Source organism: Paenibacillus shirakamiensis (genome assembly GCF_017874255.1).
Taxonomy (GTDB): Bacteria; Bacillota; Bacilli; order Paenibacillales; family Paenibacillaceae; genus Fontibacillus; species Fontibacillus shirakamiensis.
Genome location: NZ_JAGGLD010000002.1, coordinates 482459 through 508016, shown reverse-complemented (window position 1 = coordinate 508016; position 25558 = coordinate 482459). Strand labels below are relative to the sequence as shown.

The following is a 25558-nucleotide window of genomic DNA, read 5'->3' as shown; positions in this document are numbered from 1 at the left end:
AAAATTAATTAATTAAGGGCGGTATTTTAGGTAAGCTGATAAATAATATGATTTCAGTTCCTTATATAAAACATACCTTTAAAAAAATATTTCACTTGCTGTTGGTGATATACGAAATATAGCTGGACGTAGAAAAAAAAGCAAATCAATGGAATGTGGGAGGTTAGACCTACAGCTGCATTAGGATGCATAATAACTAGCATAACTACAATTAAGGCAATATTAAATTTTTCGAAAAATAATAAATATATTATAAAGACTAAGTAGAGAAATTTTCGTTGGTAATGTTCGTTGCTTTTCCTATATAAGCAATTTAAATATTAAGATTGGTAGATATAGTTTAATAGGCACTATGACAATATGAACAATAGCATATATGAAATTTTTGAGATAGAATTCCTTAGATGATAAGTTTGTCGGATAGAAGAATTGAGAACATATTGTGTGAAAAGGGCTTTTTCTTACACCAAATAATAGATTTCTCTGGATAAGTACTTGATCTGAAATGTAAAGCTCCGTATTGTTTACTGTGTACATGAAGTTACGCAATTGCTTGGTATCGGATCAACTCATTCATATAATATGGGTGATATTATTGTTAGACCTAAAAATGACAATATAATCAATTCGACCGTACATTATAGAAAAGAGACTGCTTGGGAACTTAGTTCAGGATATCAAGAGTCTTATGATGTTAATGTTCAATTGTATTACTTCTTAGATAGACTGGAAAATAAGGTTGAAGAGCTTAATACTATAAGATCGAAGTTCAAAACCAATCTTCATGTGTTTCAATTAATCCGTTAATAATTAACTATAATCTTCAATTAGTAGTATCTTCCCATCTCTAAGCTCAAATATGGACTTCCCATGTAGTTGCATTGTCTCCCCAGCTTTTAATCCACTAGGCAAATCAACAGCTAGTCTTCCTTCGTAATTAATTTGAACTTCGATTCTGTCATCAACTGACTTATAGTCAACAATTGTCTGATGACGACTGGAAAACATCTGTGCGGAACTCTCTGCCAGCTCCCTAAATTTCTCTATTCCCTGCGTCTCCAAATTAAGTGCTCCATCGGAAAAGTTCCTGAACAGGATATCCTTATGTAAGAGGTTAACCATACCTTCCACATTAAAAGAATTGTAGGCCTCAATATACCTCTCAATCCGTTCCCTCGCCACTTCAATATGCATAATCATCCTCCTTTACCTGAACACAGTAGTATTATCTCTTTAATTCTACAGCCCCATGAGGGTGTCCTCTTTTATAATTGTCCAAAGGCATTCTGCGGTTTAGCGTTTGCCTATCTAGAAATGTATCCATTAAGTCTCTGATGTCACAAATATCATCCTATTCTCGTCATATGTGCAAAACCAATAGGGGTGATTGTAATGAAAGAACGGATCTGTATAGTCGTTGGGGGAGGATATGCGGGTATTCATGCCATTAAAGCGATTCGAAAAACATTTGAGGGCAAAGCAAATAAACACGCTCTTCGAATTATTGTAATGGACCAAAATCCATTTCACACTCGTAAAGTATTGCTCTTTAAGCCAGCGGTTACGAACGAGGATATTAGGATTCCTTTGACCAAGCTATTTCCTGAAGATGTTGAATTCATTCAAGGTACCGCAAAGAACATCGAATCCGTTGATAAGAAGTTGAACTACCAAGATGGTGCAGGAAAATTGAAATCGATGCATTATGACATGATTGTTGTTGCGATAGGCAGTATCGTGCGGCAACCAGACATTGCCCAAGGAGGGATTGCATTGGCGAGTTTGGACGCCTCACATACAATCAAGGAAACGTGGCATGCGAACTTAAAGAAAGCTTTCATTGAGACAGACGCCACCGAGCGTCAGCGATTAATGACCATTGCCATTGGTGGTGCAGGTATAAGCGGTATGGAGACCGCTGCCGAATTGGCTCATTACGTAAGTAAAGAGGCCGAAAGTATAGGACTTGACCCGAGTAGGGTAAGGATACATCTATTTAACTCGAACAAGAGTCTATTTCCGGCTGGTCCGTCTAAAGTGGGGCTCATCTTAGAACGTTCTCTTCGAACTAGTGGGGTAACGGTGACGCACGACGTTAAAATAGTACAGGAAAATGAGGGAGTTCTCACCTTGTCTAGTGGCAAAAAGATACCTGTTGGCCTATGTATTTGGACGCTGGGGCTATTGCCTAATCCTATGCTACGAAACTTTGGGCTACCCATCACTTTGGATGGGCACCTGATTGTTGATACAAACTACCGTGTAGAGGGTGCTTGTGGAGTATACAGTATAGGAGACTGCGCAAGAATCGTAGATTCAGCTAGTGGGCAGACGGATGGAAAGACGTGTAAGGAAGCCATTGCTCAAGCTACAAGGCTTGCAAAAATTGTATTGGCCGATCTTGAAGGTCGTCCAGCCCCGGAGCATAAAAGATATATGGATTTCTTTTGCTTTGGTCTAGGACCGAATCAGGGAATGGCATGGACACAGATATGCGGATTCCATTTTATTTTTACGGGTAAGCTCGGAAGGGGTCTGAGAAAATTCACATGGAATTCAGCAAGCCTGTTAAAGTAAAGACAGATGATATTTCGGTATGAATGGAGATGGTGGTGTGCAAGAGTTATATGAGCAGTATAAAGGCTTGCTGTTTACGCTTGCCTACCAACTAACTGGATCGACTTCCGATGCGGAAGATGTTGTGCAGGACGTATTTTTGAAGATATATGAGGTGGATCTGGAGCTTGTGGTTGAGCCGAAAGCATATTTATGCAAAATGGTAACTCATCGCTGTTGGGATCTGCTCAAATCCGCTCGTAAGAAGCGAGAACAATATTTCGGACCATGGCTTCCTGAACCCATTCTTACTTCAAATGATGAGTCCTTTGAATTCGTCGTACGTAAAGAGATGTTGTTTTATTCGATGCTTGTGCTACTGGAAAGGTTATCTCTATTAGAACGGGCGGTTTTCGTGCTAAGGGAGGCATTCGGTTTTGAATACAGCGACATTGCAGAGATGATCAACAAAAGTGAAACCAATTGCCGCAAGATGCTAAGCCGCGCAAAGGTAAAAATAGGAATAACTAACGAACAGCAGATTCATGGGGATGTAGCAAGTGAAGCATGGGTCCACCGATTCATTACAGCTCTCGAACAGAACAATGTAAATGCAGTTGTATCTATGCTGGCAGAAGATGTTGTATTGGTGTCTGATGGAGGGGGCAAAGTATCTGCCGCTGTACATCCTATTACATCACGTGATCTCGTCACCCGCTTCCTTCTTGGCCTTGTTCGTAAGTCTGCGCACGAAGAAGAAGGTATACAAGTGGCTATAAGAGAACTAAACGGCCAAACAGGAGTTGTGATTCAAACAACCCAGGGTGTTGAGACCGTTGTACTTATGCATGTCGAGGGGGATTTATTACGCCATCTGTATTTTGTAAGGAACCCGGAAAAACTGAATCATGTATTGCATCATAGTTAAGATAGGGAATGCGATATGGTAGGGTGTACTATGTTCAGAGACCTGCGGCTTTGTTAATTAGCGTATTAGGAAAAGTATTAGATCGTCGGCTGGTCAAGATTTAGTAGAGCTTAATTGTATGAGAGTACATGATTAATCTGCGAACTATAATTGAGTTGAAAGAGTGGGGGAAGTATTCCAGAGTTGAATAGTACATATTAATATGAATGAAATATGGAATTAAGTATATCTAAGTATATCTAAGTATTTATTTTTAATGAAGTACAACTAATGGTATGATATACGTTATGTTTAGTGATTGTACCAACACAGGCTAAAAGAATGTCCTGGTATTTACATGGAGGTTTTTGAGATGACGAATAATTTTTGGCGTGACTTGCCACGTCCTTTTTTTATACTGGCGCCGATGGAAGATGTGACGGATGTTGTGTTTCGCCATGTCGTTAGTGAAGCGGGGAAGCCGGATGTGTTTTTTACGGAGTTTGCGAATACAGAGAGTTATTGTCACCCGGAGGGGAACCACAGTGTGCGCGGGCGGTTGGCTTTCACAGAGGATGAACAGCCCATCGTAGCGCATATCTGGGGAGACAAGCCAGAATATTTTCGGCAGATGAGCATCGGTATGGCGAAAGAAGGATTTAAAGGCATCGATATTAATATGGGATGTCCTGTAGCCAATGTAGCAGAGAATGGGAAGGGTAGCGGTCTAATCTGTCGCCCCGATCTCGCAGCAGATATTATTCAAGCCGCAAAAGCGGGAGGACTGCCGGTCAGTGTGAAAACTAGACTCGGTTTCAGCGAAATCGATGAATGGCGTGACTGGTTAACTCATATTTTGCAGCAAGATATTGTGAATCTGTCGATTCATCTGCGCACCAGAGAGGAAATGAGTAAAGTGGATGCCCACTGGGAGCTGATTTCCGAAATTAAGAAACTTCGTGATGAAGTGGCTCCTGATACACTTCTGACCATTAATGGGGATATCCCTGATCGGGAGACGGGCCTGAAGCTAGCTGAGCAATATCGTGTGGATGGAATTATGATTGGTCGCGGAATTTTTCAGAACCCATTTGCGTTTGAACGGGAGCCAAAGGATCATAGTAGTGAAGAACTGCTTGATCTGCTTAGGCTTCATCTGGATCTTCACGATCAATATTCTACGCAGGAACCACGTTCGTTCAGACCTCTCTCCAGGTTCTTCAAAATATATGTCCGTGGATTTCGAGGGGCAAGCGAATTGAGAAACAGCTTAATGAACGCAAAGTCATCAGGTGAAGTTCGTACGTTATTGAGTGAGTTTGCGAGTAAGGAACATGATGGGGAAGCTTAGTTGGAGAAGATTGTCATAATTATTTTAGTAATTAATTTGTTCTATAAAGCAACTTCCAAAAATATAAAACGTTATATTAGTGCAGATCACACCAGTTCTAATCTAAAAACGTTTATTATAGGGAGTTGTTTTTTTGTCGAAGAAATGGAGAATTACCGGATTTTGTTCCCTCGCGGTAGCATTAATTATTATATATTTACTAATTCAAGGATTTAAAGACAATACCAAAGAAATTGAAAAGGTTGTATTTTCTCTGAACCAGCCAATGACCAAGTTAGTTCATATTGAAACATTAAATAGCAATCAAGCTATTGCGTTTTATCAATGGGGTATAGCACCCGAAGATTCTTTTGGGATTGCGAGTCTAAAGAAAGACGTGTTGGGTTGGCACTTAATTAGTGGGTCAACTATGGTATCCCCGAAGGATTATAAAATAGGATTGTCATATAGTGATTTAAGAAATGAATTTCCTAATTACAAAGGCGTTCTCTATGGGGAAATCCTAGACACACAAATCGTAGACATACTTGTAGATACTACTAGCGGTAAGAAGTATACAGCAAAAATTATTGTTAATAACCAGGGTGAAAAGTTCTGGTTTTTAATAGCTAAAGGAGTAGAAATTACAGGTGCTACGGTTACGGCTCGTTCCCAAGACGGAAAAATATTGCAGCAGATTCAGATATGAAGCTGTTCTAAGTCATGAATCCTTAAGAATTTGGGGTGGCCCGGATGGAGAGTATTCGCTTACAAAGGCTAGAGGGAACCTCAAGTAGATTTTATATTTTGTATACAGATAGATGGAATTTTAAAATCTGTTGTAAGGAGTGGGACAATGAAAAGAAAATGGACTTCTTCCGAGAAAACAATGATTACAGGTGGGCTTAGGCTTGCTGGGATTTTTATACTAACAGGAATCCTGCTGCTAGGTATGAGGTACAATATTATACGTTTGAATTAACTTCCAACATCATTTAAATACACAGCTTATAACGCAGAAATTCATTCATGGTGTTCTAAAAAATAATTGTAAAATGATTGGATCCTTCAAAATGGATATGGATAATCTAAACAAGATTGCATTATGGATTAAAAAGAAGACTAATAATACGGACTACTTAGTCTACACGGATGAAGGTTTTTATCATGATGTGTATCCTCAACTGCAAAGTGATCTTAAGAAACCCTTTTTCATTTTGGTAATTAAATCAACGTCTGTGGCAGTTTGCTCAATCAAAGGAAGGTAGATATGACCAGCTCATTCCATAGATACCTACCAAAACATATACAAAAAATATTAGCAGTATCCAATAAAAGATATTAAACGGATTATCTCTAAGATTTAGTCGAACTTTTATCCACTTCAGAGGATTTTTCATTATTTCAACCTCCTATATAGTTGAACCGGGAATCGTATATAAGTTAAAACAACGTTACAGTATATTTCAGTTAATATCAATTCAATTGGAGAAGGGCTATTTAGTTTCAATACATATGTATGCTAAGCAGAAATCTAGTATAATTATTTCTTCATTAATGTAATCCACATTATTTCTTTATCATCTCTACGCTACGCAAAAAATAGCCCTCATCTTCCTTAGAAGATGGGGGCTCAAGGGCTTTAATTCGATTCTTCTGACCTTTTTGTGCGCTTAACGTGAATGCACCTTCTCGCCCTGAACCCAGACTTCGCGGATATGTTCGGGCCGTGCAAGATAGATGATCTTTTGGAAAATATCATGTAAGTCTTCATCACCATGGAAGATGGGCATTTTGGCGGAAGGGAGTCTCGTATCAATCACTTGGACATCCCATGCATAGTTCTCTTGAATGCGGCCGATAAACAAGCTTAGACTTTCACCGCCGCCAGCCGTAGCCAGATAGAATGCTTCATGAAGCGTTACACGAGATTTCGGTACGCCGCGATCTTCAGCAGAAAGGGAGGTATCTACGCCATCTTCTAGCATTCGAGAGGACATGACAGTCTGCCTGATGTTATCGAATAGACTGGGCGAGAAACCTCCGGAGATATCTGAGCCAAGTCCAATCTCTACCCCTTTGGCATGAAAATGAGCGAGAGGTAGGACACTATTAGCAAAATACGCATTGGATATCGGGCAATGAGCAATAGCGGTTCCCGTCTCCACAAACAAGTCAGCATCTTCATCGGATAAAAAATTGCAATGCGCCATGACGGACTTGTCCCGTAACAGTCCAAAATCATGCAGAGCAAAGGCATCGTTTTTTTGATAACGATCTTGTACATAGGAATGAGCCCAATCACTTTCGCTGCAGTGTGACTGAACATAAGTATCATATTTTTCAGCCAGTTGTCCTAACCCTTCTAGTGCTTGATCCGTACAGCTTGGAATGAATCTTGGTGTCACGACCGGATACACGCCTTGTTTGGTGGACTTGGCTAGATCTTTGACAGCGATAATAAACTCTTCCGTCTCCACTAATGCTGTGTGGGTGTCTGCATCACGGTAGTTGTCTGGTGTCTGCTCGGGATCATCCATAACCACTTTTCCCACTAGTCCACGTTGGCCTTTGGCGGCACAAATCTCAGCTAACAATATACTTGCTTCTTTATGTACCGTTGCAAAATATAAGGCAGTAGTTGTTCCGTTGGCGAGTAAAGTGCTTACCACATCATCATAGACCTTTTGTGCAAAATCTAGATCTGAAAATTTAGATTCCAGCGGAAATGTATAGGTATTCAGCCAGTCGTAAAGGGGGATGTCTAAAGCAGTCCCAGACTGAGCCCATTGCGGCGCATGAACATGCAAATCGACGAAACCCGGCAAGAAATACTGCCCTTCCGCTAATGGATGAAAACGGTGGGTACCTTGATAAGTATCCATCAGAGGTTGATAGTTCGAGTCTTCGGGTGAGACAATCTGTTCAATCATCCCGTCTTCATTGATACAAAAAAGATAGTCTTTTAGAATCTGAATTTCGGTGTGCGATTTGCTAGTAAAAGCTGTACCTTGAAATATTTGCTTATAATTAGTCATGTATAACCCCTTAATGTTCGTTTTCTGCGATGTATTTGTTATTATAATCTGCTTGAAATGATAAGTCTATATTAAAAGACGAATGTTATATATGCTAGAATCCATATGATTAAGATGGGAAAATTCTATTAAGTATATGTATTTCAAGAAATCGGCGTACTCGCTTAAATTGTAATATTAATGAGAGGATTTAGGTTGTTTAGTGCTATGATAAGAAAATGGGAAAAGTTAACTAAACTTACTTTAATAGAAGACTCGGAGGACGGATGCAGATATTTTAAGTTGAGAATGAGATGACTTTAAGCAGTGTTCAGTTTTAGTTATAATTCAGTTTGTATATTTAGGAGGCTTGACTATGAAAAAATTTGTACCCTTACTACTCGCTCTAATTCTATTTGTCTCGTGGGCACTACCAGCAGCTGCCACGGGGAAAGCAGATCTTCCATTGTTCATTAATGGTCAGCGTATTATAGCTGAGAGTAGGCCTGTTGTAGATAAGATGGGTGTGTACGTACCATATAAATCTGTTTTTGGAGCACTCGGATACACGGCCTCATATAGCGCTAAAGGGAAGATGTACATGCTCAAGAGTGCAGGTGTCACCATTAAATTCACAGTTGGGAGTAAATTCGTATTCGTCAACGAGAAGAAAAAGAAATTGACGCTCTCTCCAAAAATGATCGGTGGCACGGTGTACGTACCCCTATCATTCATAACCGACACGATAAAGATCGCTGCGGTATATGATAAATTGAACCAAGTTATTCAGATTGGCAAGCCCGCGGTGGTCGATCGTTATTTCCAAGTGAGCTTCGGAATGACCTACAATCAGGTGAAGAAAATGGAGAAGGGCAAACTACTCGAAGGTAGCCAAGATAAGAACGGCGATGCTTACCTGATGTACGATGATGTAACACTCTCGAATGGTATTAAAGGCGGTATGAATTACATTTTTAAGAGAGGAACATTGAGCGAGGTTGATTTCTTATTCGATCATCATCCCGATGATTACGATGCAGCTTTGTCTGCCTACAAAAAGGATAAAGTCTACCTCGAAAAGATATATAACAAAGGTGCCGTAACGCCTGACTTCTTGTGGAATTCGGACGAAGATGTTCAGGCGCAATATGCTACAAAGTACGCGAACAGACCTTATGATTTGCAAAAAACTGCGATTACCACCGGTGACCTTGACCTCAATGTCACATATACAACAGCTTCATTTTCAGTTACAGCGAGCCTGATGAATTTGAATGCGGACGAAGTAGACGACCCTTATTATACCGAGACGATTATGTACGTAAAGAAATAATAACTTCCCCTTATCTTTGGGAATCAGCCACTAAAATCTAAATACTCATAATTTTAGTGTGCGCCCTACAAAGTAGATAGCTAGTTGTATGGATAAGCCTAAAGAAATAATTGTCTATTGAAGTAATGCCTATAAAATAACCACGGAAAAAGATAATATGTAAAAAAAATGTTTTTAAGGTTATTCTAGATTAGTCTACAATTAGTATTATACCCTGACAGAGTCTACAAGCATGTAAGCTTTACAAGTATAGGAGGAACCATGTCCTGGAGTAAACTGAAGCAACAACTGGAGAGTTTTCGTGCGCCTGCATTAGAGGGACGGGTGGAGTATCTTTCATCTAGTTACCGTTACTTACCTGATAAAGCAGGCATTTGTTATATTGCAGTAGATAAAAAGAAGATTCTCAATATGAATGACAGCACAAACTTCATGAAGTGGTACCAGACGGAGCTGGAAATTAAAAATGATCCAGATATCCAACTTCCAATTTATCCTGAAGAAATCGAAGCTATTAGATTAGACACAAAGGGAGTCGTTCCGGAGGATCGTCTAAAAGTCATTGCAAGAAATCGCAAAATCACCGAGTATGCAAAAGAAATCATGTCAGCTCAAGCTATATTAAGCAGATCGAATTTTATAGGGGTAGCCACGGCGTTCCTGTCTACTTCTATAGATGACAGCATGGAGAGTAAGGACATCTTATTCAATATTTTGGCTTTAATCGATAGGCGAGTGGGGAAAAAGCGGCTTATCAATATGTCCGAGCAGATGAAGTTAAAGCATCCCATTGTACAATATTTTTATGAATTACGGCTGAATACTTGACCTGCCGACACCTCAGAGATGAACTCTGAGGTGTTTTTTTATTGATGAGTAAATAGAAGGATCAAATGGAATGGGCTTGTTCTAGTTGCAGGAGACCGAACTTGACGTATAGCGCATTGACACGTTCATGCATTATATCTTTTTTTTTAGTAAAAAAATTAAATATTTTAAGAGAAATTGTCAAATTATTCTTATATGTATACACTATAGAGGAACTCACTTTGCTGAAGGAGGGATCCTATGAGTATTGATCTGCGAAAAAAAGCAGAAGAAAAGCTAATTGATTTATCTAAGAAAGCTACGATTACGTTAAGCAAAAAAGGCTTAAATGGCGTTACGGCACGTGTAGGGCTGGCTCTAGACATTTCAGCATCGATGACTAACTTATATAAACGAGGCACAGTTCAGGCTGTAACAGAACAGACATTAGCTTTGGGCATGAATTTTGATGATAATCAAGCGGCAGATGTATTTCTATTTGGAGTCAAAGACTATACAGTGGGGGAGATTCAGAAGGAGAACTTTTATGAATTCGTAAATCGAGAAATATATTCGAAATATGAACTCGAAGGTGGCACTCGATATTCGGGTGTAATCCGTAGAATTGTAGAATACTATTTCCCTGGTGCTTTTACTACAAAGAAAAGTGGTTTTTTGGGGTTGAAGTCAGAAAGGATAGTGGACACTTCAAAATATCAGCACCAAGAACCGGTATATATCATTTTTATAACAGATGGGAACTGTCAAGACTATGCCGAAACCAAAGACATTATTACTCTAGCTTCTAGGCTGGGTGTTTTCTTTCAATTTGTTGGTGTTGGGGATGAACAGTTTACATTTTTGAAGGAACTGGACGATATGGAGGGTAGATTCATAGATAACGCTAATTTCTTCCAAGTCAGAGATATGGGGACTTTGTCGGATGGGGAGTTATATGATTCTTTGCTAGCTGAGTTTCCAGCATGGTTGAAAGAAGCTAGAAGTAAATCTATCATTAAATAGAACACACAATAAAAAGTTGGAGGAATGTTATATGGGTACACTAGGTTCATTCTCGAATTGGTTATCAAGAACAAAAGGTAATATTTCAGATGGAGTCAAAAAATTCAAGAGTAAAGATCTGATGGAAGCTATTGTGGCAGGCTGTGCAGTTGTATCTGTAGCAGATGGTACGATTGATGCTTCAGAAAAACAAAAAATGGCAGCTTACTTAGGAAGAAGTTCTGAACTGAATGTATTTAATATGAGTGAAGTCATCGAACGTTTTAATCATTATGCTGGAAATATGGATTTTGATGTCATGGTCGGAAAGCAAGAGGCACTTCGAGTCATTGGGAAATTCAAAACAAAACCAGACGTAGGACGCGTCATTGTTGGCGTATGTTGCGCTGTAGGTGCAGCAGACGGAGATTTTGATGATCAAGAAAAAGCCGCTGTTCGTGATATCTGTAATGTTCTTAGTCTCAATCCAGGAGAATTCGGTCTCTAACAAAATGAAGTAAGTCTTAAGGACCGCTAGAGTGTTAGCGGTTCTTTTTATATTTATTAAAAGTATATGTCCACGAGAGCGCAAGGATTTTTTTGATATAATCTGACAAAAGTAAACATTTTATTAGCCAAAATCGATTAATATTAGTTAAATAAGTAAATATTATCGCCAAAAATTGCTGTTAATAGCGAAACTGTTTATACTGAAATTAGTAAGATTTTCCTTGAGAGGAGGTGTATCAAATGACAATTTCATTGGTGAAAGGTCAGAAAATTGATTTAACCAAAGGGAATATCGGTTTAACAAGTATGACTATTGGCCTAGGTTGGGATCCCGTGTCCACGGAGAAGAAAGGTTTTTTTGGTACCAAAAAGGTTGCGCCCAATATTGATTGTGATGCTTCTGCAATTCTCCTTGATGCAAATGGGAAGCTTTCCGGTATGCAAAATCTAGTGTGCTTTCATAACCTAACGAGTCCTTGTGGATCTGTACGCCATTCTGGGGATAACCTTACCGGGGAAGGCGAAGGCGATGATGAGCAAATTCAGATTGATCTGAACAAAATTCCTGCGGATGTCCACAGAATTCTTGCATGCGTAAATATCTATCAATGTGAACAACGGGGTCAAGATTTCGGTATGATCCAGTCTGCATATATTCGTGTGATGAATTCACAAGATGATAAAGAATTATGCCGGTTCAATCTAACGGATAGTTATGCGGGCATGACAGCTCTAATCGTAGGAGAACTCTACCGTAATCAGGGAGAATGGAAGTTTAATGCTATAGGTGAAGGAGCTCATGCGGCTCATATTAATATTTTGGCACAAAGGTACTCATAAACTACTACAATTATTGAGGAGAATGTTATCATGGCTATCAATCTATCTAAAGGTCAAAAAATTGATCTGACCAAAACAAATCCAGGTCTTAGTAAAGTTCTTGTGGGGCTTGGCTGGGATACCAACAAATATGATGGAGGCAAAGACTTTGATTTGGATGCTTCTGCTTTCTGTTTGAATGAATCAGGCAAAGCTTCATCCGAGAAAGATTTTATCTTCTTCAACAATAGCCAGAACTCCAATGGCTCCGTTCTACATACGGGTGACAATCGTACAGGTGATGGGGATGGCGATGATGAACAGTTGAAAGTTGATCTGTCCACAATTCCTGGGGAAGTTCAAAAGGTCTCGTTCTGCATTACTATCCATGAAGCTCAAGAGCGCAGTCAGAATTTCGGACAAGTATCCAATGCCTATGTACGTATAGTGAATGAAGATACGAATGAGGAGATTATTCGTTATGATCTAGGCGAAGATTTTTCTGTAGAAACTGCAATTGTAGTTGGTGAATTATATCGTCATGGTACGGAATGGAAGTTCAGTGCAGTCGGAAGTGGTTATCAGAACGGTCTTGAAGGACTTGTAAAAGATTTTGGTCTAGCATAAATCTTTGTAGAGAGCCGTCTTTTGTTGGGCGGCCCTTTTAATACATTTATTAGGAGTGGAGATACATGACAATAAGTCTATCTAAGGGCCAACGCATCGACCTTACCAAAACAAATCCTGGTCTAACAAAAGTAGTCATAGGATTGGGCTGGGATATTAATAAATATAACACGGGTCAGGACTACGACTTAGACGCTTCCGCTTTTCTGTTAGATGCAAATGGTAAAGCAAAAGGTATAGAAGATTTTCTTTTCTATAACAATGCCAATCTATATAATGGAGCAGTTGTGCATACGGGCGATAATCGTACAGGTGAAGGGGATGGCGACGATGAACAAATCATCCTCGATTTCTCAAAAGTGCCTGCACATATTGATCGGATTGGTATTACGGTCACCATTCATGAAGCACAACAACGGAATCAGAACTTCGGACATGTATCTAATGCTTTTGTGCGCCTCGTTGATGCCGTCTCAGACAGAGAAGTCCTTCGTTATGATTTAGGGGAAGATTTCTCTTTGGAGACAGCTGTAGTTATTTGTGAGCTGTATCGTCAAGGGACCGATTGGAAATTCCAAGCGATTGGTTCTGGCTTTAGTGGTGGTTTAGCAGCACTTTGCAAAAATTATGGACTAGATGCTCAATAATTGAAGGTTGAACGGATGCCAAGTCTTGGCATCCGCTATATCACGAGTTGAAAGGTTGATTTCGCATGATGACTTCCTTAACAAAAGGCCAAAAAGCCGATCTTACCAAAACCAATCCAGGTTTGAACAACCTTATTGTTGGTATGGGGTGGAAGACGCCGAATAGTTCTATTGAAGTTGATTTTTCTGCCTTTCTATTATCTGCAACATCCAAAGTAACCAAAGATGAAGATTTAATCTTTTACGGAAATCCTCAAGGACCCGGCGGGTCTATTACAGTGATCGAATCGGGCAAGCAGAATTATTCAGGATTAGTAGATCAGGCACAGCTCTCTATAAACCTCCAGCATGTTCCATCTTCATATGAGCGGATATCCTTTGCTTTAACCATCTATGAGGGCGAAAAGAGAGGACAAAATTTTTCTCATATTGATGATAGTTACATACGGATCATAGATTCTTTAAGCGGAAAAGAACTAATTCACTATAACATTGGAAAAGACTTCTCCGTAGAAACTGCCATTGTCGTAGGCGAATTATATAGATACAACGGGGAATGGAAGTTCAATGCTATTGGTTCAGGTTATTCCGGGGGTTTAGAAGCTCTATGTAGTAGTTTTGGTATTGAAGTTAAGTCAGAATCTGTTGCGCCACCTACTCCACCCTCCATTCCTCCTATTAATCTTCAGAAGATCGAGTTGAAAAAAAGAGGGGACGTTATCAATTTACAGAAGAATGCAGGTCCCATGGGCGAAATCCTCGTTAATCTCAATTGGAATCAGAAATCTCCATCCTTTTTCCGTTCAAAGGGTGTCGATCTCGACCTAGCTTGTTTATTTGAGATGAAGGATGGAGGAAAAGGGGCGATTCAAGCTTTAGGTAACTCGTTCGGAGACCTGAACCGCTATCCTTATATATCTCTGGATGGAGATGATCGTACAGGATCTGTTACCACAGGGGAGAATCTTAGAATTAATGGCAAATATCTGTCCGAAATCGAACGGATTGTTATTTATGCTTTTATTTACGAAGGAATTACCAACTGGTCTGAAGCGGATGGCCTTGTTACGATTAAGCAAGCCGGAGGCCCAGATATTGAGGTACGCCTTACAGAACATAACAATCATAAGCGCATGTGTGCTATAGCTATGATTAGAAATGTGAACAATCAGACATTCAGTATTGAAAGATTAGTAGAATATCACCAAGGTCATAAGGAAATGGATGCCGCTTACAATTGGAATATGAGGTGGACGGCCGGTAGTAAATAGTAGGTCAATTTAGGGGGAAAGCAATATTATGTCTGAGTTTATATCTAGTTTTTTTAATAACTTTCTTGAATTTTTCAATTGGGAACACACCGCAGCGATCCTCTCTGACCCATTAAGTTGGGGCATTATAGCATCGCTAATTCTACTAGAAGGACTTCTGTCCGCAGATAATGCGCTTGTTCTTGCGGTACTTGTCAAACATTTACCTAAGGATCAACAAAAGAAAGCTCTATTCTATGGAATCATCGGTGCCTATATCTTCCGCTTTATTGCAATCAGCATCGGTACCTTCTTAGTTAAGATTACATGGGTGAAAATTGCTGGAGGTCTTTATCTATTATGGATTGCTTGTAGTAATCTGTTTGATCTGGAAGTCCGGTGGGCTCGCCTTGGCAATATTCCTGTTCTTCCTTTTATCGCTAAAAAAGCGGATGAGGAGGATGGGGTGGAGAATAAAGGCGCCGGCTTCTGGCGTACCGTCTTAACTGTTGAATTAATGGATATTGCATTTAGTATCGATAGTGTAATTGCCGCTTTTGGTATCAGTGATAAAGTATGGGTGTTGTTCTTAGGCGGTATTTTGGGTGTGCTTATGATGCGCGGAGTAGCTCAGGTCTTCTTAAGACTTATTGAACGTTTCCCAGAACTTGAGAAAGCAGCATTTATACTTATTATTATTATTGGAGCGAAAATGCTTGCTGGTGTAGCTGGGTATGAAATGTCGCATTTCTTATTCTTTGGCTTATTGATCGCTGTATTTGTAGGAACGATGATCGTTAGTGTAGTGCGTAGAAAGTCGGAACAATCTTCGAAATCCGCATAAAAAGTTGTAACTTCATATTTCCTAAATATCCCGCATTCAGACCGTGGGATTTTTTTATTCCTTATACAATATCGAATGAGTTCTTGTTATGAATAATAGTGTGGATACTATGATCGTGGAGGTACAACAATGCGTTACTTCGATTACTTATCGAGCGAAGAAGAAAATAGTCTTTTTTATTCTGCCCCTACGTCGTTCTCCAATTATTCTCCAAAAGATATTCTTGCCTATGCTGTAGGAGCTGCGCTTTATATGCCCGCTACTAGAGAAGGCATCTCCGATGAGATCTTAAATAGGAAAATTAAAGGGCTAGTTACGAAAGTAATCGACTTAGAAGATGCTATTGGGGAGAATCAAGTTCCATTGGCTGAAGAATCATTATGTCAACAAATCTGGAAGGTACATTCATTAATAACAACGGGCAGTATAGACAGTAGTCATCTCCCGCTAATTTTTATTCGTGTACGTAACGGGGAGCAATTGCAGCGATTAATCGATACACTGGGGGAGAGTATAGCCGTCATTACCGGGTTTACACTCCCCAAATTCAGTATGGAGAATGGTAAGCAATATTTCGAAATAATCAGTAGCTATAACATGAAAAAGCCCTCATCTTTTCCAACTTTATATGGGATGCCTATTCTTGAAACCGCTGACGTAATTTATCTGGAGTCTAGAACAGATACACTTCTTAATATTAAATCTTTACTTCATGAGTATAAGGACTTTGTTCTCAATGTGCGGATTGGTGCAACTGATTTTTCGAGTTTGTTTGGGCTTCGTCGTAGCCCCGATATGACCATTTATGATATCAGCGTGATTCGTGACTGCATTGCGGATATCGTGAATATGTTTGGACGATTCCAAGATCATTTTGTCATCTCTGGTCCCGTATGGGAGTATTTCAAAAGTGACCGAGTGCTCAAACCTCAATTGAGACAGACTCCTTTTGAAGATGCTGCAGGTTCAGATGGGCGTAAACTGCGAATGGATTATATTAATATTTATGTAGACGGTCTTCTTCGAGAGGTTATGTTAGACAAAGAAAACGGGATCATTGGAAAGACTATTATTCATCCTAGTCACATTCTTCCTGTGCAATCTTTGTATGCGGTTACGCATGAAGAGTATTGCGATGCGCTTAATATTATGGAACATAATCATGGTAATCTTGGCGTATTTAAAAGTCAGTACAAAAATAAAATGAATGAAATCAAGCCACACCTGAATTGGGCCGATGGAATCTTGAAACGTTCAAAAATATATGGGGTGCTCAATGAACATAAAAACTTCACTTCCCTTCTCATCGGACAAGATGAATTTGCCCAAAGAGAAGCATTTGTATAATATTCTCGAAGATCTCGAAGTGACTATTGAAGTAACTAGGAATCCATTTCAGTTACCGCTAGATTTGCTCTTCGAAATGGCGGCACGGATCAATAAAAAAAGAAGTTTTTTGTTTGTGAGTAAAGTACTCGGAAAGCATTTGCCTGTAAATCCGCATGTATCTTTACTAAGTGGCGCAGCCTTGGGAATTCTATATCAACAGCAATGTGGGGGCCGATCAGAGCATCGTATCGAAGACATTATTGAAGGTTTCTATCAAGAGGATAAGGCTGAAGAGATCTACCGAAATTTAAAAAGCCGCCCTTTAGCTGTAAAAGAGCCTACCTTATTTATCGGCTTTGCGGAAACAGCGACCGCTCTGGGACATAGTATGTTCGATATATTTTCGGGCCCTACGAAGTATGTGCATACAACCCGAGATTGTATAGCTGAAGTGGAACCCGTTCTTCAATTTGAAGAAGAACATTCTCATGCTACTGCCCATCGATGTTATGCCCAATCGGACTTCTTTACAGGAGATGAACCGGTTGTCCTTATTGACGATGAGATAACAACAGGGAGAACAGCACTGAACATTATTCAAGACCTTCATCAAAAATATCCAAGAAATCAGTATGTTATTGCTAGCTTGCTGGATTGGCGTTCCGATCAAGACATCCTTCGGTTTCATGAAGTCGAACAGCAATTGGGCATTACCATTTCTACGCTTTCATTAATCCAAGGTTCTATTTCTGTAAGTGGGAGTCCCATAGAGGCAGGGGCCCCGGCTAATGAGGGAACTTTAAAGGAATCTAAAGCTCAAATTTACAACCACCCAGTTGGACACTTCTTTGAACATTATCGTTATTCGTCACTTCACTCTGCCGATCAGGTGAATACATTACCCTATCTCAAATCTACAGGTCGATTTGGGATGACGGGGGCTGACATATCCGGGTTAGATCAACAAGTCGATGCATGTGCTTCATATCTTGAACAAAAAAGAATGGGTAGCCGCACCCTTTGTCTGGGAACAGGGGAATTCATGTATATTCCTATGCGGATTGCGGCGCAGATGGGTCAAGGAATTTCGTATCAATCTACTACACGCAGTCCCATTCACCCAAGTCCTGAGGATACGTATGCTATTCATCATGTATACCCATTTGATTGTCCAGAAGACGGTAGTATACCTAATTTTTTTTACAACATTACTGGGGATCTATACGATGAAATCTTCGTATTCATGGAGAGAGAGAAGGATAGATTGCGCCTCACACCTCTACTGCAAGCGCTGGAATCTACTAAGGTTAATAGAATCCACATTGTGGATTTAGCTACTTAATATTTAGGGGGGAACATGTCCATGAGTATTCCAACAAGCAAGACTCTCGCAGCTCCTGCGCAAGTAGGAAGTTATAAAGCGGAGGATGTCATCTTTCTATTGAAGGATTTAAGTAACGTATCTCTTGAAAAAAGTACAGAAGATCGCGAAGAGGCCATTCAATCGGGGACCCATTACTCCGAGATGTTACCCGTTGAATATCAACCTACGCCAGAGTATATTAAGCTATTTCATGACACATTGGATCATACAGCAGAGAAAGTTGCGAAGGCTTGTGCAATCGTATCTGAACTCATCCTAAGGAAGCGAGGAACGAACATCATCCTTGCTTCTTTAGCCCGTGCCGGTACACCCATTGGGGTATTAATAAAAAGATATCTCAAGGAGACGTACGGATTAGATGTGCCACATTACAGCATATCCATCATTCGCGGAAAAGGAATTGACGAGAATGCAATTCATTATATGTTACAACAACATCCCGGAATGGAGATCCAGTTTGTAGATGGTTGGACGGGAAAAGGAGCAATTCGAAAAGTCTTAATAGCGGCTAAGGACAAGCTGGCGCTTCAAGGGATTTTTCTTAACGATGATCTTGCTGTATTAGCCGATCCAGGCAAATGTTCAGAAACGTTTGGAACTCAAGAAGATTTCTTGATTCCAAGTGCTTGTCTAAACTCCACGGTATCTGGATTAATGAGCAGAACCGTTCTCCGAGATGACCTCATTGGAGCAAGCGATTTTCATGGAGCGAAGTACTATAAAGAATGGGAATCTGAGGATCTTTCTAATTTATTTGTTGATAAAATTTCAGCTTATTTTCATACCGTATCTGCGGAGGCAAAAGCCCAATCGGATATATGGCTGCACACTCAACCCGATGTAGCAACTTGGCAAGGAATGCAAGACATTCAGAGAATTCAAGCGGACTATGGTATAAGGGATGTGAATCTCATAAAACCAGGCGTAGGAGAGACAACCCGAGTTCTTTTACGAAGAATTCCTTGGAAAATACTTGTGGATCATATGGATAATCCGAATTTGCAGCATATTCTTTTATTGGCACAGGATCGTCAAGTCCCTGTAGAAGTCTATCCTGAATTGACCTATTCATGTTGTGGCATCATTAAGCCCATGGAAGGTGGTGAATAAGTTGATATTTGCAAGTGATCTCGATCGTACGCTCATCTATTCTAGAAATTCCATGGGTGAGGGCATTCCCGAAGATGAACTTATGCCTGTAGAGTTATATAACAACGAAGTTCTATCTTTTATGACGGTGCAATCTCTTACGTTACTTAAAGAGATCTCCGATATCGCAACGTTTATTCCTGTTACGACTCGAACTATTGAACAATACCAGAGAATCTTTGGCATTAAGGATACATTCTCGCCTAAATATGCGATTACGAGTAACGGAGGGAATATTTTAATAGATGGCACTCCTGATCAAGAGTGGGCATCTCTGGTGCAGACAGCGATGCTAACATCGGCAGAACATCAAGAGATTAAGGAGTTATTCGATACCTTATCCACTCCTGATTGGGCCTTAAGAGGAAGACTTTGCGATGGGATGTTCTATACCATCATTATCGATCGAAATATAATGCCTGAGGAAGTTCTAGATAGTCTGAGAGATCAATTGTCCCTACTTGGATGGTCGATCTCGGTACAAGGCCGAAAGATGTACTTAATTCCATCCAGAATTAATAAAGGGGATGCGCTTCGTTACATTATGGATCGCCTAGGGACTTCCTATGTCGCAGCAGCGGGCGATTCTCTTTTAGATGAAAGTCTATTAGCTGTCGCTGACTATGCTATTGCCCCGGGACATGGAGAATTATTTAATGTATATGCAGCATCGAACATCTACAAGTTCACTACTAGTGCGGGAATTAGAGCTTCAGAGGAATTGTTACTTGGCATTAAGCAAGAGATGAGGCTTCTAGCCTCTTTAGTTGACGGATAGTTTCGCCAATACCCCACATACGGAAGAGTGAATACAACTATGTCCACACGAATTTGGTTTAATCGTACATTCTCGGCTGCAAGCCATTATATTGAGATGATTCGAAATAATGAGGACCGTGAGAAATTTATCATATACGCAACTCACCCTAGACAACACTCACCGATGCTCCAAGTTGCCGACTATTCAGAGATCGAACCCATTTTACCTATGGACGAATATATAGCCTATTGCTTAGATTTCTGTAAAAAGCATCAGATCGACGTGTTTATCCCTCATTTTGGACTGACCGAAATTTCTTATCACGGCTCAGCGTTTCAGCAGATAGGTACCCAAGTGTTGATAGGCGGAGATCCTACACTTCTGGAAGTCGTAGGGGATAAAGGCCGGTTGTTCCAGGCTCTGAGCTCAGTTGAAGGGCTCACCTTACCAGATTATTTCATCGCAACTACAGTGAATGAATTTCAACAGGCCTACCGGACACTGAAGGAAAAGGGACACCGTATCTGTATTAAACCGGTTAAGGGTGAGGGAGGTGGGGGTTTCCGTATTATCGAAGAGACTCCCGCGGATATTTGGAGTATATATGAGCCTGTAACCAATACGCTTCTCCTTGAGGATCTTATTGAACTATTGTCTAGCGTTGATCATTTTGATGCCTTAATGGTGATGGAATTACTTGAAGGTCACGAGTACAGTGTGGATTGCCTAGGGCGAGAGAATGAACTACTTGCTGCAGTACCGCGTAAAAAAGTAGAGGGACGGATACGTAAGCTTGAAGCGAACGCGGAATTGATTGAACTAAGCCGGGCGATACAGAAGGTGCTTTCACTTCAATACAATTTCAACGTTCAATTTATTTATCAGCATAACGTCCCCAAATTATTAGAGATCAATCCAAGGGCTTCTGGCGGACTGTATATGTCCTGCTTAAGTGGTGTGAACTTCCCCTATTTAGCTCTGAAAAGCTTACTTGGTGGAGAAGTACATGTACAAGAGCCCAAATTAGACATTACAGCAACGCATATCGAGAAAGAATTGATTATAAGCAATGCTTGATAATATTGGAAATTATAAAAGCTATGATTTAAGATGGGATATATATGAATGAGTGAATATAGGGGATATAGACAGGAGGTGCTCACATTTGTCTAAGAGATTTAGAGTTTCGATTATGATCTTAATGGTGGGGTTCTTATTAAGTCTTTTCACTTCAAGTTTAGTGCCTGAATTTATTAGTTTATGTATTCCCACTGCATTCGCACTTGGGCCGATCTATCTTTTAAGTAGGGAGAAAAAGGATCATAATACGCAAAAATCTCTAGATTCTAATCCACAGTTGATAGACTTAGATACTAGAATTCAAAAGGAAGATGCACGTTCACCTCAGGAACATGATCCATTTTGGGGCCCTTTTCTTGAATATACCTATGTCATTCAAGAGACGATAATTTCAGAGGGACAAAAAAACATGCTCGACAATGAAATTGTAGATAAGGTGTTAAGTCTTCTCTCCAGAATAACCCGCTTAATCCCTCAACTAAAAGAATTGAATGATTCAGGCGTCAATCACAATATTCAGCGACTCGTGTTCAAAGATCTGAACGGTGCGATTAATCCTTTTTTAAAGTTAAGTGGTGAAGGGAAAAGGTTAAACCGACGGTTATTGCTAGACGGCATTAAAGATATCAACTCTAAGCTATCCATCTATGTTGAGACTATCGAACAAAAAGATCTTATCGAACTGCAAACACGTATGGATTTGATCCAACAACGTTATCGCTCAACAGACTAAGGAGGTTCATTCATGTCTATTCAGACTGTGCAGCTTAAAGAGACGGATAGGATAAAAGTAGACCAAGAAGCAAAGCAATGGATTCAAAAAGTGGCAACTTCGGATGCGATAGAACTAGATACGCTTATGGATCAGATGGGACGCATGGGTTCGAGAACGATGGAGCAAGCAGGTCAATCCTTGGCGATGCTGGAACGACCTGTGAACGAGCTCATGTCTGGGAAAAGTAGTGAGGTGTCTAAAGACATTTTGAAGCTTCGTTCAGAAATTGATGGGCTAAGTAAAAGCAAGCAACTCAGCTTCTTGGATAAAGTACTTAAGAAAACGCCACTAAAGAATTATGTCTATAAATATCAGTCTGTGAGAACCAATGTAAATGCAATTATTCAGTCTTTAAGAAATGGGAAAGAAACGTTAGAAGAAAATATCATGTATATGAAAAATTTGAAGAAAAGCTCTTTCGAAGCAGTCTATAACCTACAAATGCGCATTCAAATGGGTGAGAGACTCCGTCAATTGTTCGAAGAAGAGATGGCAAAGCCTGAGAATGAGAACAAGAAAGTTCATCTTGAAAGAGGACTGAGAAAAGTAGTTACACGCATTCAATCTTTTCAAGAGATGATCATGCTCTATCAACAAGCCATTGCCGGTACAGATATTATTATGGATAATAATGATAAGTTGATCGATACAGTGGATGCCACTATTGATAAGACACAACATCTAATAACCGTCTCTGCTATGATTGCTATGGCTCTTCAAGATCAAATGCAGACAATCCAAGCTGTGAATGCTGCTAATGATACGCTGAATCATATGTTTGAGGAGAATTCTCGTCTATTAAAAGAGACGACACAAAAAACGAATGATCTTCTGGGTCAACCAGCCTTACAATTAGAATCTATCAATCGAGCTACGACGGATTTGTTCTCAGCTATTGATTTGTATGAACAATCTAACCGTACAATTATTCAGTCTGCTACAGAGCACACCAAACGTCTAGCGCAAATTAATGAGCAGATGCATAATCGGCTTGGGCTTATGCCCAGTAATAAGGCAGGACAAGGGTCAGAGGTACCCACCCAATGGAATGAACTGCTTGATTAACTTAGGATTGGAATTTTAACCAACGGCAGCCTTTGAATTTCAAAGGTTGCTGTTTTTTAATGTATAGGAATATACAAGACACACCGACAAGGAGGATGAAATTACGCACGTTGTACGAAAGAAATTATTTAGAGGAGCATGATTTTTTGTTCATAAAATATCAATCGTATTCATATAGTAATGGAAAAACTAAGGGATGTGAAACGATGTTAGGAGGAGTTATTTGTCTTGTGCTGTTACTTTCTCTTATTCTTGTTGCTGCTTTTGAAAGGGCAGAATCTATTGCAGAACTGAACAACAACAGCACTTAAAAATCCGTAGGAGACCACTTACAAAATCTGCTATGATATATCTAAGATTAGAAGATACTAGGAGGCAGAGCATGTCGGAGTTTAACTATAGCTGTATAACAGAGTCATCTATTAATATTACATATTTGTATGGCGGGGAGTATTTTAATTTTAACCTTTATATGAAAGAGGGTGTTTGGATTTTACACCCGTTTGATGGAATTTTGCTAGGCAACATGGAGATGAGCAAGTTAGTAATGAGTGATTTATTTCAAAACAAATCGTTTCAAGTGATGTTAGCCAAAGAAAGAATTCCTTTTTCGATCCTTCGTACATCTATTGATCTGGAGGGGCATGTAGAGTCCAATCACCGAAATTCTAGTCGTGATCAATCTAATGCTCCTGATAGTATTCTAGATTTCATAGAAGAACACACGTTAGAGGAGATCATTCAGCTTGAACAATTAGAACTACGAAAGAAGATTAGCCTATACTCAAGTATCATGCAACATATGTTCATGAATGATTTAGGTCCATCAGACGTAGAATTTCAAAGAATTCAGCAGATTACGAGAATCTATGAGAAAGCTTTAACGAGTATGGAGAATTTGAATGGACCTCATTTGGACTTTGGTAATCAAGCTAGATTCTAAATGAATGGCTAGTAGAAAAGAATAAATAACTCAGTAGCTATTATCAAACTCAAATATATCCTTTTCTCCACACTTCTGAATACAACGTTTTAATGTATGGGCCTGAACCTCCCATTCAATTTTTTGCTCTCTGAATATCATGAACAACAATAGTAACAATACTCCGAACACACATTCAATATAGAAGATCTCAATATGGAGACCGATCGTCAGTATATTAAATATAATGATCTGTAAAAAAAAGATATAAAAAATCCATCCTAAAATCGTAACAAAGTAAGTTAGACGCTCTCTTTTTTTAAGTGCTGTTTCCTCAAGTCTTTTTAATTCAAGGATACGAAAACCATTAAACGTTGCTTGCCTATCTCTAGCTTCTGTAATGAATTTCTTGAAGCTGTTGTCTAGTTCTAATGCATGTTCTCTTTTTGAAAGAAGAGTTACCGAACGTAGAAGCTTCTTTTTTATTTTTTTTGGCACAAAGAATAGATGATAAGCCATTAAATTAATAAGTGAAAAGAAAATAAACAAGGGCACGCTTAAGAACAATGAAGTATTTCTAGGTGGATGGAAGTGGGTTGTTATGTAGATTTGGCCCAAAAGCCCAGGAATCATGTAGATTAGCCATTTCAAAAAAATTCTCATGAATCTTCATTCCTTTTCTATATCAATATATATTGTTATAGTACCATGTAATTTTTAACAGTAATTAAACAAACTATGAATATTTCGATACATAACCTAAGGGAACGGCAGATTACGCATAGTATGACAAAATTTTAATATAAATTTAAACTTATATGACTTATTTTAGGTGAATATCTCCATTTATAATAATGAACAGACCTTAGAACGGACCTCATTGCACATAAAACTCTTATACCGTTAGGAAATAATCCTTCATTGTATAAAGAAGGAGAGGGGCGTAGCACTTGTTCATTATAAATGTAGAAGCGGCAGTCTGTAAGGATGATCAATGGCTCATGATTACAAGAAGTTCGAAAGAAGAACATGCCGGAGGCACCATCTCACTTGTTGGAGGCAAAGTAGATGTAGAAGGGAACACGCTTGAGATTATAGAGCGGACGGTGAAGCGAGAGTTATATGAAGAAGTGGGCATTGAAGTAAAAGAGGGTATTCATTTTGTGTACAGCTCTTCTTTTGTGACCGATGAGGGATATAACGTAATTAATATGGTATTTTTATGTGAATATGATAAGGGTACAGCTTATAGCAAAGCACCAGATGAGGTGGATGCCGTACATTGGATGACATCAAGTGAGATTATGAGCCATCCAGAAGCACCCCTGTGGACGAAGGAAAGTATTAGAAGAGCAGCGCATAAGGTACTTAGAGCGGATGTACAGAACTAAATCGTGTAAGGGATCGTACGTATCTTTCAGTTGACAAAAGAAACAGAAGCACGC

Annotated in this window: 28 protein-coding genes; 25 read left to right on the top strand and 3 right to left on the bottom strand. The window is 39.5% G+C overall.

The features are described 5' to 3' along the window. The first annotated feature begins 519 nt into the window (after nt 1–519). On the top strand, nt 520–807 hold the full coding sequence (locus tag J2Z69_RS19480) for a DUF4279 domain-containing protein (protein WP_425354995.1): 288 nt from the start codon (nt 520–522) through the stop codon (nt 805–807). 3 nt (nt 808–810) lie between these two features. Here the strand turns inward: J2Z69_RS19480 and J2Z69_RS09240 are convergent, their stop codons facing one another. Further along, nucleotides 811–1194, bottom strand: a complete 384-nt coding sequence (locus J2Z69_RS09240; protein WP_209861352.1) for a nuclear transport factor 2 family protein — start codon at nt 1192–1194, stop codon at nt 811–813. 198 nt (nt 1195–1392) lie between these two features. Here J2Z69_RS09240 and J2Z69_RS09235 point away from each other — a divergent pair, with 198 nt between their 5' ends. From J2Z69_RS09235 to J2Z69_RS19280, 5 genes are all read left to right on the top strand, one after another. Beyond that, nucleotides 1393–2577, top strand: a complete 1185-nt coding sequence (locus J2Z69_RS09235; RefSeq protein WP_209861350.1) for an NAD(P)/FAD-dependent oxidoreductase — start codon at nt 1393–1395, stop codon at nt 2575–2577. 19 nt (nt 2578–2596) lie between these two features. Next, a complete protein-coding gene (gene sigJ / locus J2Z69_RS09230) occupies nt 2597–3484 on the top strand; it encodes an RNA polymerase sigma factor SigJ (RefSeq protein WP_245339109.1) in 888 nt (295 codons plus the stop codon). Between the two features lie 352 nt (nt 3485–3836). Continuing rightward, nucleotides 3837–4814, top strand: a complete 978-nt coding sequence (locus J2Z69_RS09225; RefSeq protein ID WP_209861348.1) for a tRNA dihydrouridine synthase — start codon at nt 3837–3839, stop codon at nt 4812–4814. Nucleotides 4815–4947: 133 nt separating this feature from the next. Further along, complete coding sequence (locus J2Z69_RS09220; RefSeq protein WP_209861346.1) at nt 4948–5502, top strand: hypothetical protein; 555 nt, start codon at nt 4948–4950, stop codon at nt 5500–5502. 147 nt (nt 5503–5649) lie between these two features. Then, nucleotides 5650–5775: a hypothetical protein gene (locus tag J2Z69_RS19280; protein WP_281069390.1), complete on the top strand. Its 126-nt coding sequence runs from the start codon at nt 5650–5652 to the stop codon at nt 5773–5775. A 691-nt stretch (nt 5776–6466) separates the two neighbouring features. Here the strand turns inward: J2Z69_RS19280 and guaD are convergent. Next, nucleotides 6467–7831, bottom strand: a complete 1365-nt coding sequence (guaD, locus tag J2Z69_RS09215; RefSeq protein ID WP_209861344.1) for a guanine deaminase — start codon at nt 7829–7831, stop codon at nt 6467–6469. Between the two features lie 355 nt (nt 7832–8186). Here guaD and J2Z69_RS09210 point away from each other — a divergent pair, with 355 nt between their 5' ends. The 18 genes from J2Z69_RS09210 to J2Z69_RS09125 all read left to right on the top strand — a co-directional run bounded on the left by J2Z69_RS09210 (nt 8187) and on the right by J2Z69_RS09125 (nt 24134). Continuing rightward, complete coding sequence (locus J2Z69_RS09210; RefSeq protein WP_209861342.1) at nt 8187–9143, top strand: copper amine oxidase N-terminal domain-containing protein; 957 nt, start codon at nt 8187–8189, stop codon at nt 9141–9143. A gap of 261 nt (nt 9144–9404) precedes the next feature. Further along, complete coding sequence (locus tag J2Z69_RS09205) at nt 9405–9971, top strand: SF0329 family protein (RefSeq protein ID WP_209861340.1); 567 nt, start codon at nt 9405–9407, stop codon at nt 9969–9971. A gap of 240 nt (nt 9972–10211) precedes the next feature. Then, on the top strand, nt 10212–10973 hold the full coding sequence (locus tag J2Z69_RS09200; protein ID WP_209861338.1) for a VWA domain-containing protein: 762 nt from the start codon (nt 10212–10214) through the stop codon (nt 10971–10973). Nucleotides 10974–11004: 31 nt separating this feature from the next. Further along, complete coding sequence (locus J2Z69_RS09195; protein ID WP_209861336.1) at nt 11005–11460, top strand: tellurite resistance TerB family protein; 456 nt, start codon at nt 11005–11007, stop codon at nt 11458–11460. A 242-nt stretch (nt 11461–11702) separates the two neighbouring features. Continuing rightward, nucleotides 11703–12302, top strand: a complete 600-nt coding sequence (locus J2Z69_RS09190) for a TerD family protein (RefSeq protein ID WP_209861333.1) — start codon at nt 11703–11705, stop codon at nt 12300–12302. Nucleotides 12303–12332: 30 nt separating this feature from the next. Further along, entirely contained in the window at nt 12333–12908 is a 576-nt protein-coding gene (locus J2Z69_RS09185; protein WP_209861331.1) for a TerD family protein, read from the top strand. Nucleotides 12909–12973: 65 nt separating this feature from the next. After that, entirely contained in the window at nt 12974–13555 is a 582-nt protein-coding gene (locus J2Z69_RS09180; RefSeq protein WP_209861329.1) for a TerD family protein, read from the top strand. Between the two features lie 65 nt (nt 13556–13620). Continuing rightward, nucleotides 13621–14826 carry a TerD family protein gene (locus tag J2Z69_RS09175; RefSeq protein ID WP_209861328.1) on the top strand — a complete coding sequence of 402 codons (1206 nt, stop codon included), beginning with the start codon at nt 13621–13623 and terminating at the stop codon, nt 14824–14826. Between the two features lie 25 nt (nt 14827–14851). After that, nucleotides 14852–15649 carry a TerC family protein gene (locus J2Z69_RS09170; protein WP_425354994.1) on the top strand — a complete coding sequence of 266 codons (798 nt, stop codon included), beginning with the start codon at nt 14852–14854 and terminating at the stop codon, nt 15647–15649. 129 nt (nt 15650–15778) lie between these two features. Beyond that, nucleotides 15779–16996 carry an HpcH/HpaI aldolase/citrate lyase family protein gene (locus J2Z69_RS09165; RefSeq protein WP_209861324.1) on the top strand — a complete coding sequence of 406 codons (1218 nt, stop codon included), beginning with the start codon at nt 15779–15781 and terminating at the stop codon, nt 16994–16996. Next, on the top strand, nt 16926–18320 hold the full coding sequence (locus J2Z69_RS09160) for a phosphoribosyltransferase family protein (protein WP_245339108.1): 1395 nt from the start codon (nt 16926–16928) through the stop codon (nt 18318–18320). The genes J2Z69_RS09165 and J2Z69_RS09160 overlap by 71 nt, the downstream gene beginning before the upstream one ends. 21 nt (nt 18321–18341) lie before the next feature. Beyond that, the gene (locus tag J2Z69_RS09155) at nt 18342–19472 is read left to right on the top strand and encodes a cysteine protease StiP family protein (protein ID WP_209861322.1); all 1131 of its coding nucleotides are present in this window, start codon (nt 18342–18344) and stop codon (nt 19470–19472) included. Nucleotide 19473: 1 nt separating this feature from the next. Next, nucleotides 19474–20289: an HAD family hydrolase gene (locus J2Z69_RS09150; protein WP_209861320.1), complete on the top strand. Its 816-nt coding sequence runs from the start codon at nt 19474–19476 to the stop codon at nt 20287–20289. A gap of 39 nt (nt 20290–20328) precedes the next feature. Beyond that, nucleotides 20329–21348 carry an ATP-grasp domain-containing protein gene (locus tag J2Z69_RS09145; RefSeq protein WP_209861318.1) on the top strand — a complete coding sequence of 340 codons (1020 nt, stop codon included), beginning with the start codon at nt 20329–20331 and terminating at the stop codon, nt 21346–21348. 88 nt (nt 21349–21436) lie between these two features. Continuing rightward, on the top strand, nt 21437–22084 hold the full coding sequence (locus tag J2Z69_RS09140) for a hypothetical protein (protein WP_209861316.1): 648 nt from the start codon (nt 21437–21439) through the stop codon (nt 22082–22084). 12 nt (nt 22085–22096) lie between these two features. Beyond that, the gene (locus tag J2Z69_RS09135) at nt 22097–23191 is read left to right on the top strand and encodes a toxic anion resistance protein (RefSeq protein WP_209861314.1); all 1095 of its coding nucleotides are present in this window, start codon (nt 22097–22099) and stop codon (nt 23189–23191) included. Between the two features lie 95 nt (nt 23192–23286). Then, nucleotides 23287–23502, top strand: a complete 216-nt coding sequence (locus tag J2Z69_RS09130) for a hypothetical protein (protein ID WP_209861312.1) — start codon at nt 23287–23289, stop codon at nt 23500–23502. Nucleotides 23503–23573: 71 nt separating this feature from the next. Beyond that, nucleotides 23574–24134, top strand: a complete 561-nt coding sequence (locus J2Z69_RS09125) for a hypothetical protein (protein ID WP_209861311.1) — start codon at nt 23574–23576, stop codon at nt 24132–24134. A gap of 30 nt (nt 24135–24164) precedes the next feature. On the opposite strand, the gene J2Z69_RS09120 is transcribed toward J2Z69_RS09125, so the two are convergent. Beyond that, nucleotides 24165–24776 carry a hypothetical protein gene (locus tag J2Z69_RS09120; RefSeq protein ID WP_209861309.1) on the bottom strand — a complete coding sequence of 204 codons (612 nt, stop codon included), beginning with the start codon at nt 24774–24776 and terminating at the stop codon, nt 24165–24167. Nucleotides 24777–25063: 287 nt separating this feature from the next. On the opposite strand from J2Z69_RS09120, the gene J2Z69_RS09115 reads away from it, so the two are divergent. Next, nucleotides 25064–25504, top strand: a complete 441-nt coding sequence (locus tag J2Z69_RS09115; RefSeq protein WP_209861307.1) for an NUDIX hydrolase — start codon at nt 25064–25066, stop codon at nt 25502–25504. Nucleotides 25505–25558: the final 54 nt, after the last annotated feature.

Excerpts from the sequence above, each read along its gene's own strand:
- J2Z69_RS09240 (WP_209861352.1), bottom strand. The coding sequence starts at position 1,194 with ATGCATATTGAAGTGGCGAGGGAACGGATTGAGAGGTATATTGAGGCC.
- J2Z69_RS09235 (WP_209861350.1), top strand. The coding sequence starts at position 1,393 with ATGAAAGAACGGATCTGTATAGTCGTTGGGGGAGGATATGCGGGTATT.
- sigJ (WP_245339109.1), top strand. The coding sequence starts at position 2,597 with ATGAATGGAGATGGTGGTGTGCAAGAGTTATATGAGCAGTATAAAGGC.
- J2Z69_RS09225 (WP_209861348.1), top strand. The coding sequence starts at position 3,837 with ATGACGAATAATTTTTGGCGTGACTTGCCACGTCCTTTTTTTATACTG.
- J2Z69_RS19280 (WP_281069390.1), top strand. The coding sequence starts at position 5,650 with ATGAAAAGAAAATGGACTTCTTCCGAGAAAACAATGATTACAGGTGGG.
- guaD (WP_209861344.1), bottom strand. The coding sequence starts at position 7,831 with ATGACTAATTATAAGCAAATATTTCAAGGTACAGCTTTTACTAGCAAA.
- J2Z69_RS09210 (WP_209861342.1), top strand. The coding sequence starts at position 8,187 with ATGAAAAAATTTGTACCCTTACTACTCGCTCTAATTCTATTTGTCTCG.
- J2Z69_RS09205 (WP_209861340.1), top strand. The coding sequence starts at position 9,405 with ATGTCCTGGAGTAAACTGAAGCAACAACTGGAGAGTTTTCGTGCGCCT.
- J2Z69_RS09200 (WP_209861338.1), top strand. The coding sequence starts at position 10,212 with ATGAGTATTGATCTGCGAAAAAAAGCAGAAGAAAAGCTAATTGATTTA.
- J2Z69_RS09195 (WP_209861336.1), top strand. The coding sequence starts at position 11,005 with ATGGGTACACTAGGTTCATTCTCGAATTGGTTATCAAGAACAAAAGGT.
- J2Z69_RS09190 (WP_209861333.1), top strand. The coding sequence starts at position 11,703 with ATGACAATTTCATTGGTGAAAGGTCAGAAAATTGATTTAACCAAAGGG.
- J2Z69_RS09185 (WP_209861331.1), top strand. The coding sequence starts at position 12,333 with ATGGCTATCAATCTATCTAAAGGTCAAAAAATTGATCTGACCAAAACA.
- J2Z69_RS09180 (WP_209861329.1), top strand. The coding sequence starts at position 12,974 with ATGACAATAAGTCTATCTAAGGGCCAACGCATCGACCTTACCAAAACA.
- J2Z69_RS09175 (WP_209861328.1), top strand. The coding sequence starts at position 13,621 with ATGATGACTTCCTTAACAAAAGGCCAAAAAGCCGATCTTACCAAAACC.
- J2Z69_RS09165 (WP_209861324.1), top strand. The coding sequence starts at position 15,779 with ATGCGTTACTTCGATTACTTATCGAGCGAAGAAGAAAATAGTCTTTTT.
- J2Z69_RS09160 (WP_245339108.1), top strand. The coding sequence starts at position 16,926 with ATGAACATAAAAACTTCACTTCCCTTCTCATCGGACAAGATGAATTTG.
- J2Z69_RS09155 (WP_209861322.1), top strand. The coding sequence starts at position 18,342 with ATGAGTATTCCAACAAGCAAGACTCTCGCAGCTCCTGCGCAAGTAGGA.
- J2Z69_RS09145 (WP_209861318.1), top strand. The coding sequence starts at position 20,329 with ATGTCCACACGAATTTGGTTTAATCGTACATTCTCGGCTGCAAGCCAT.
- J2Z69_RS09135 (WP_209861314.1), top strand. The coding sequence starts at position 22,097 with ATGTCTATTCAGACTGTGCAGCTTAAAGAGACGGATAGGATAAAAGTA.
- J2Z69_RS09130 (WP_209861312.1), top strand. The coding sequence starts at position 23,287 with ATGAAATTACGCACGTTGTACGAAAGAAATTATTTAGAGGAGCATGAT.
- J2Z69_RS09125 (WP_209861311.1), top strand. The coding sequence starts at position 23,574 with ATGTCGGAGTTTAACTATAGCTGTATAACAGAGTCATCTATTAATATT.
- J2Z69_RS09120 (WP_209861309.1), bottom strand. The coding sequence starts at position 24,776 with ATGAGAATTTTTTTGAAATGGCTAATCTACATGATTCCTGGGCTTTTG.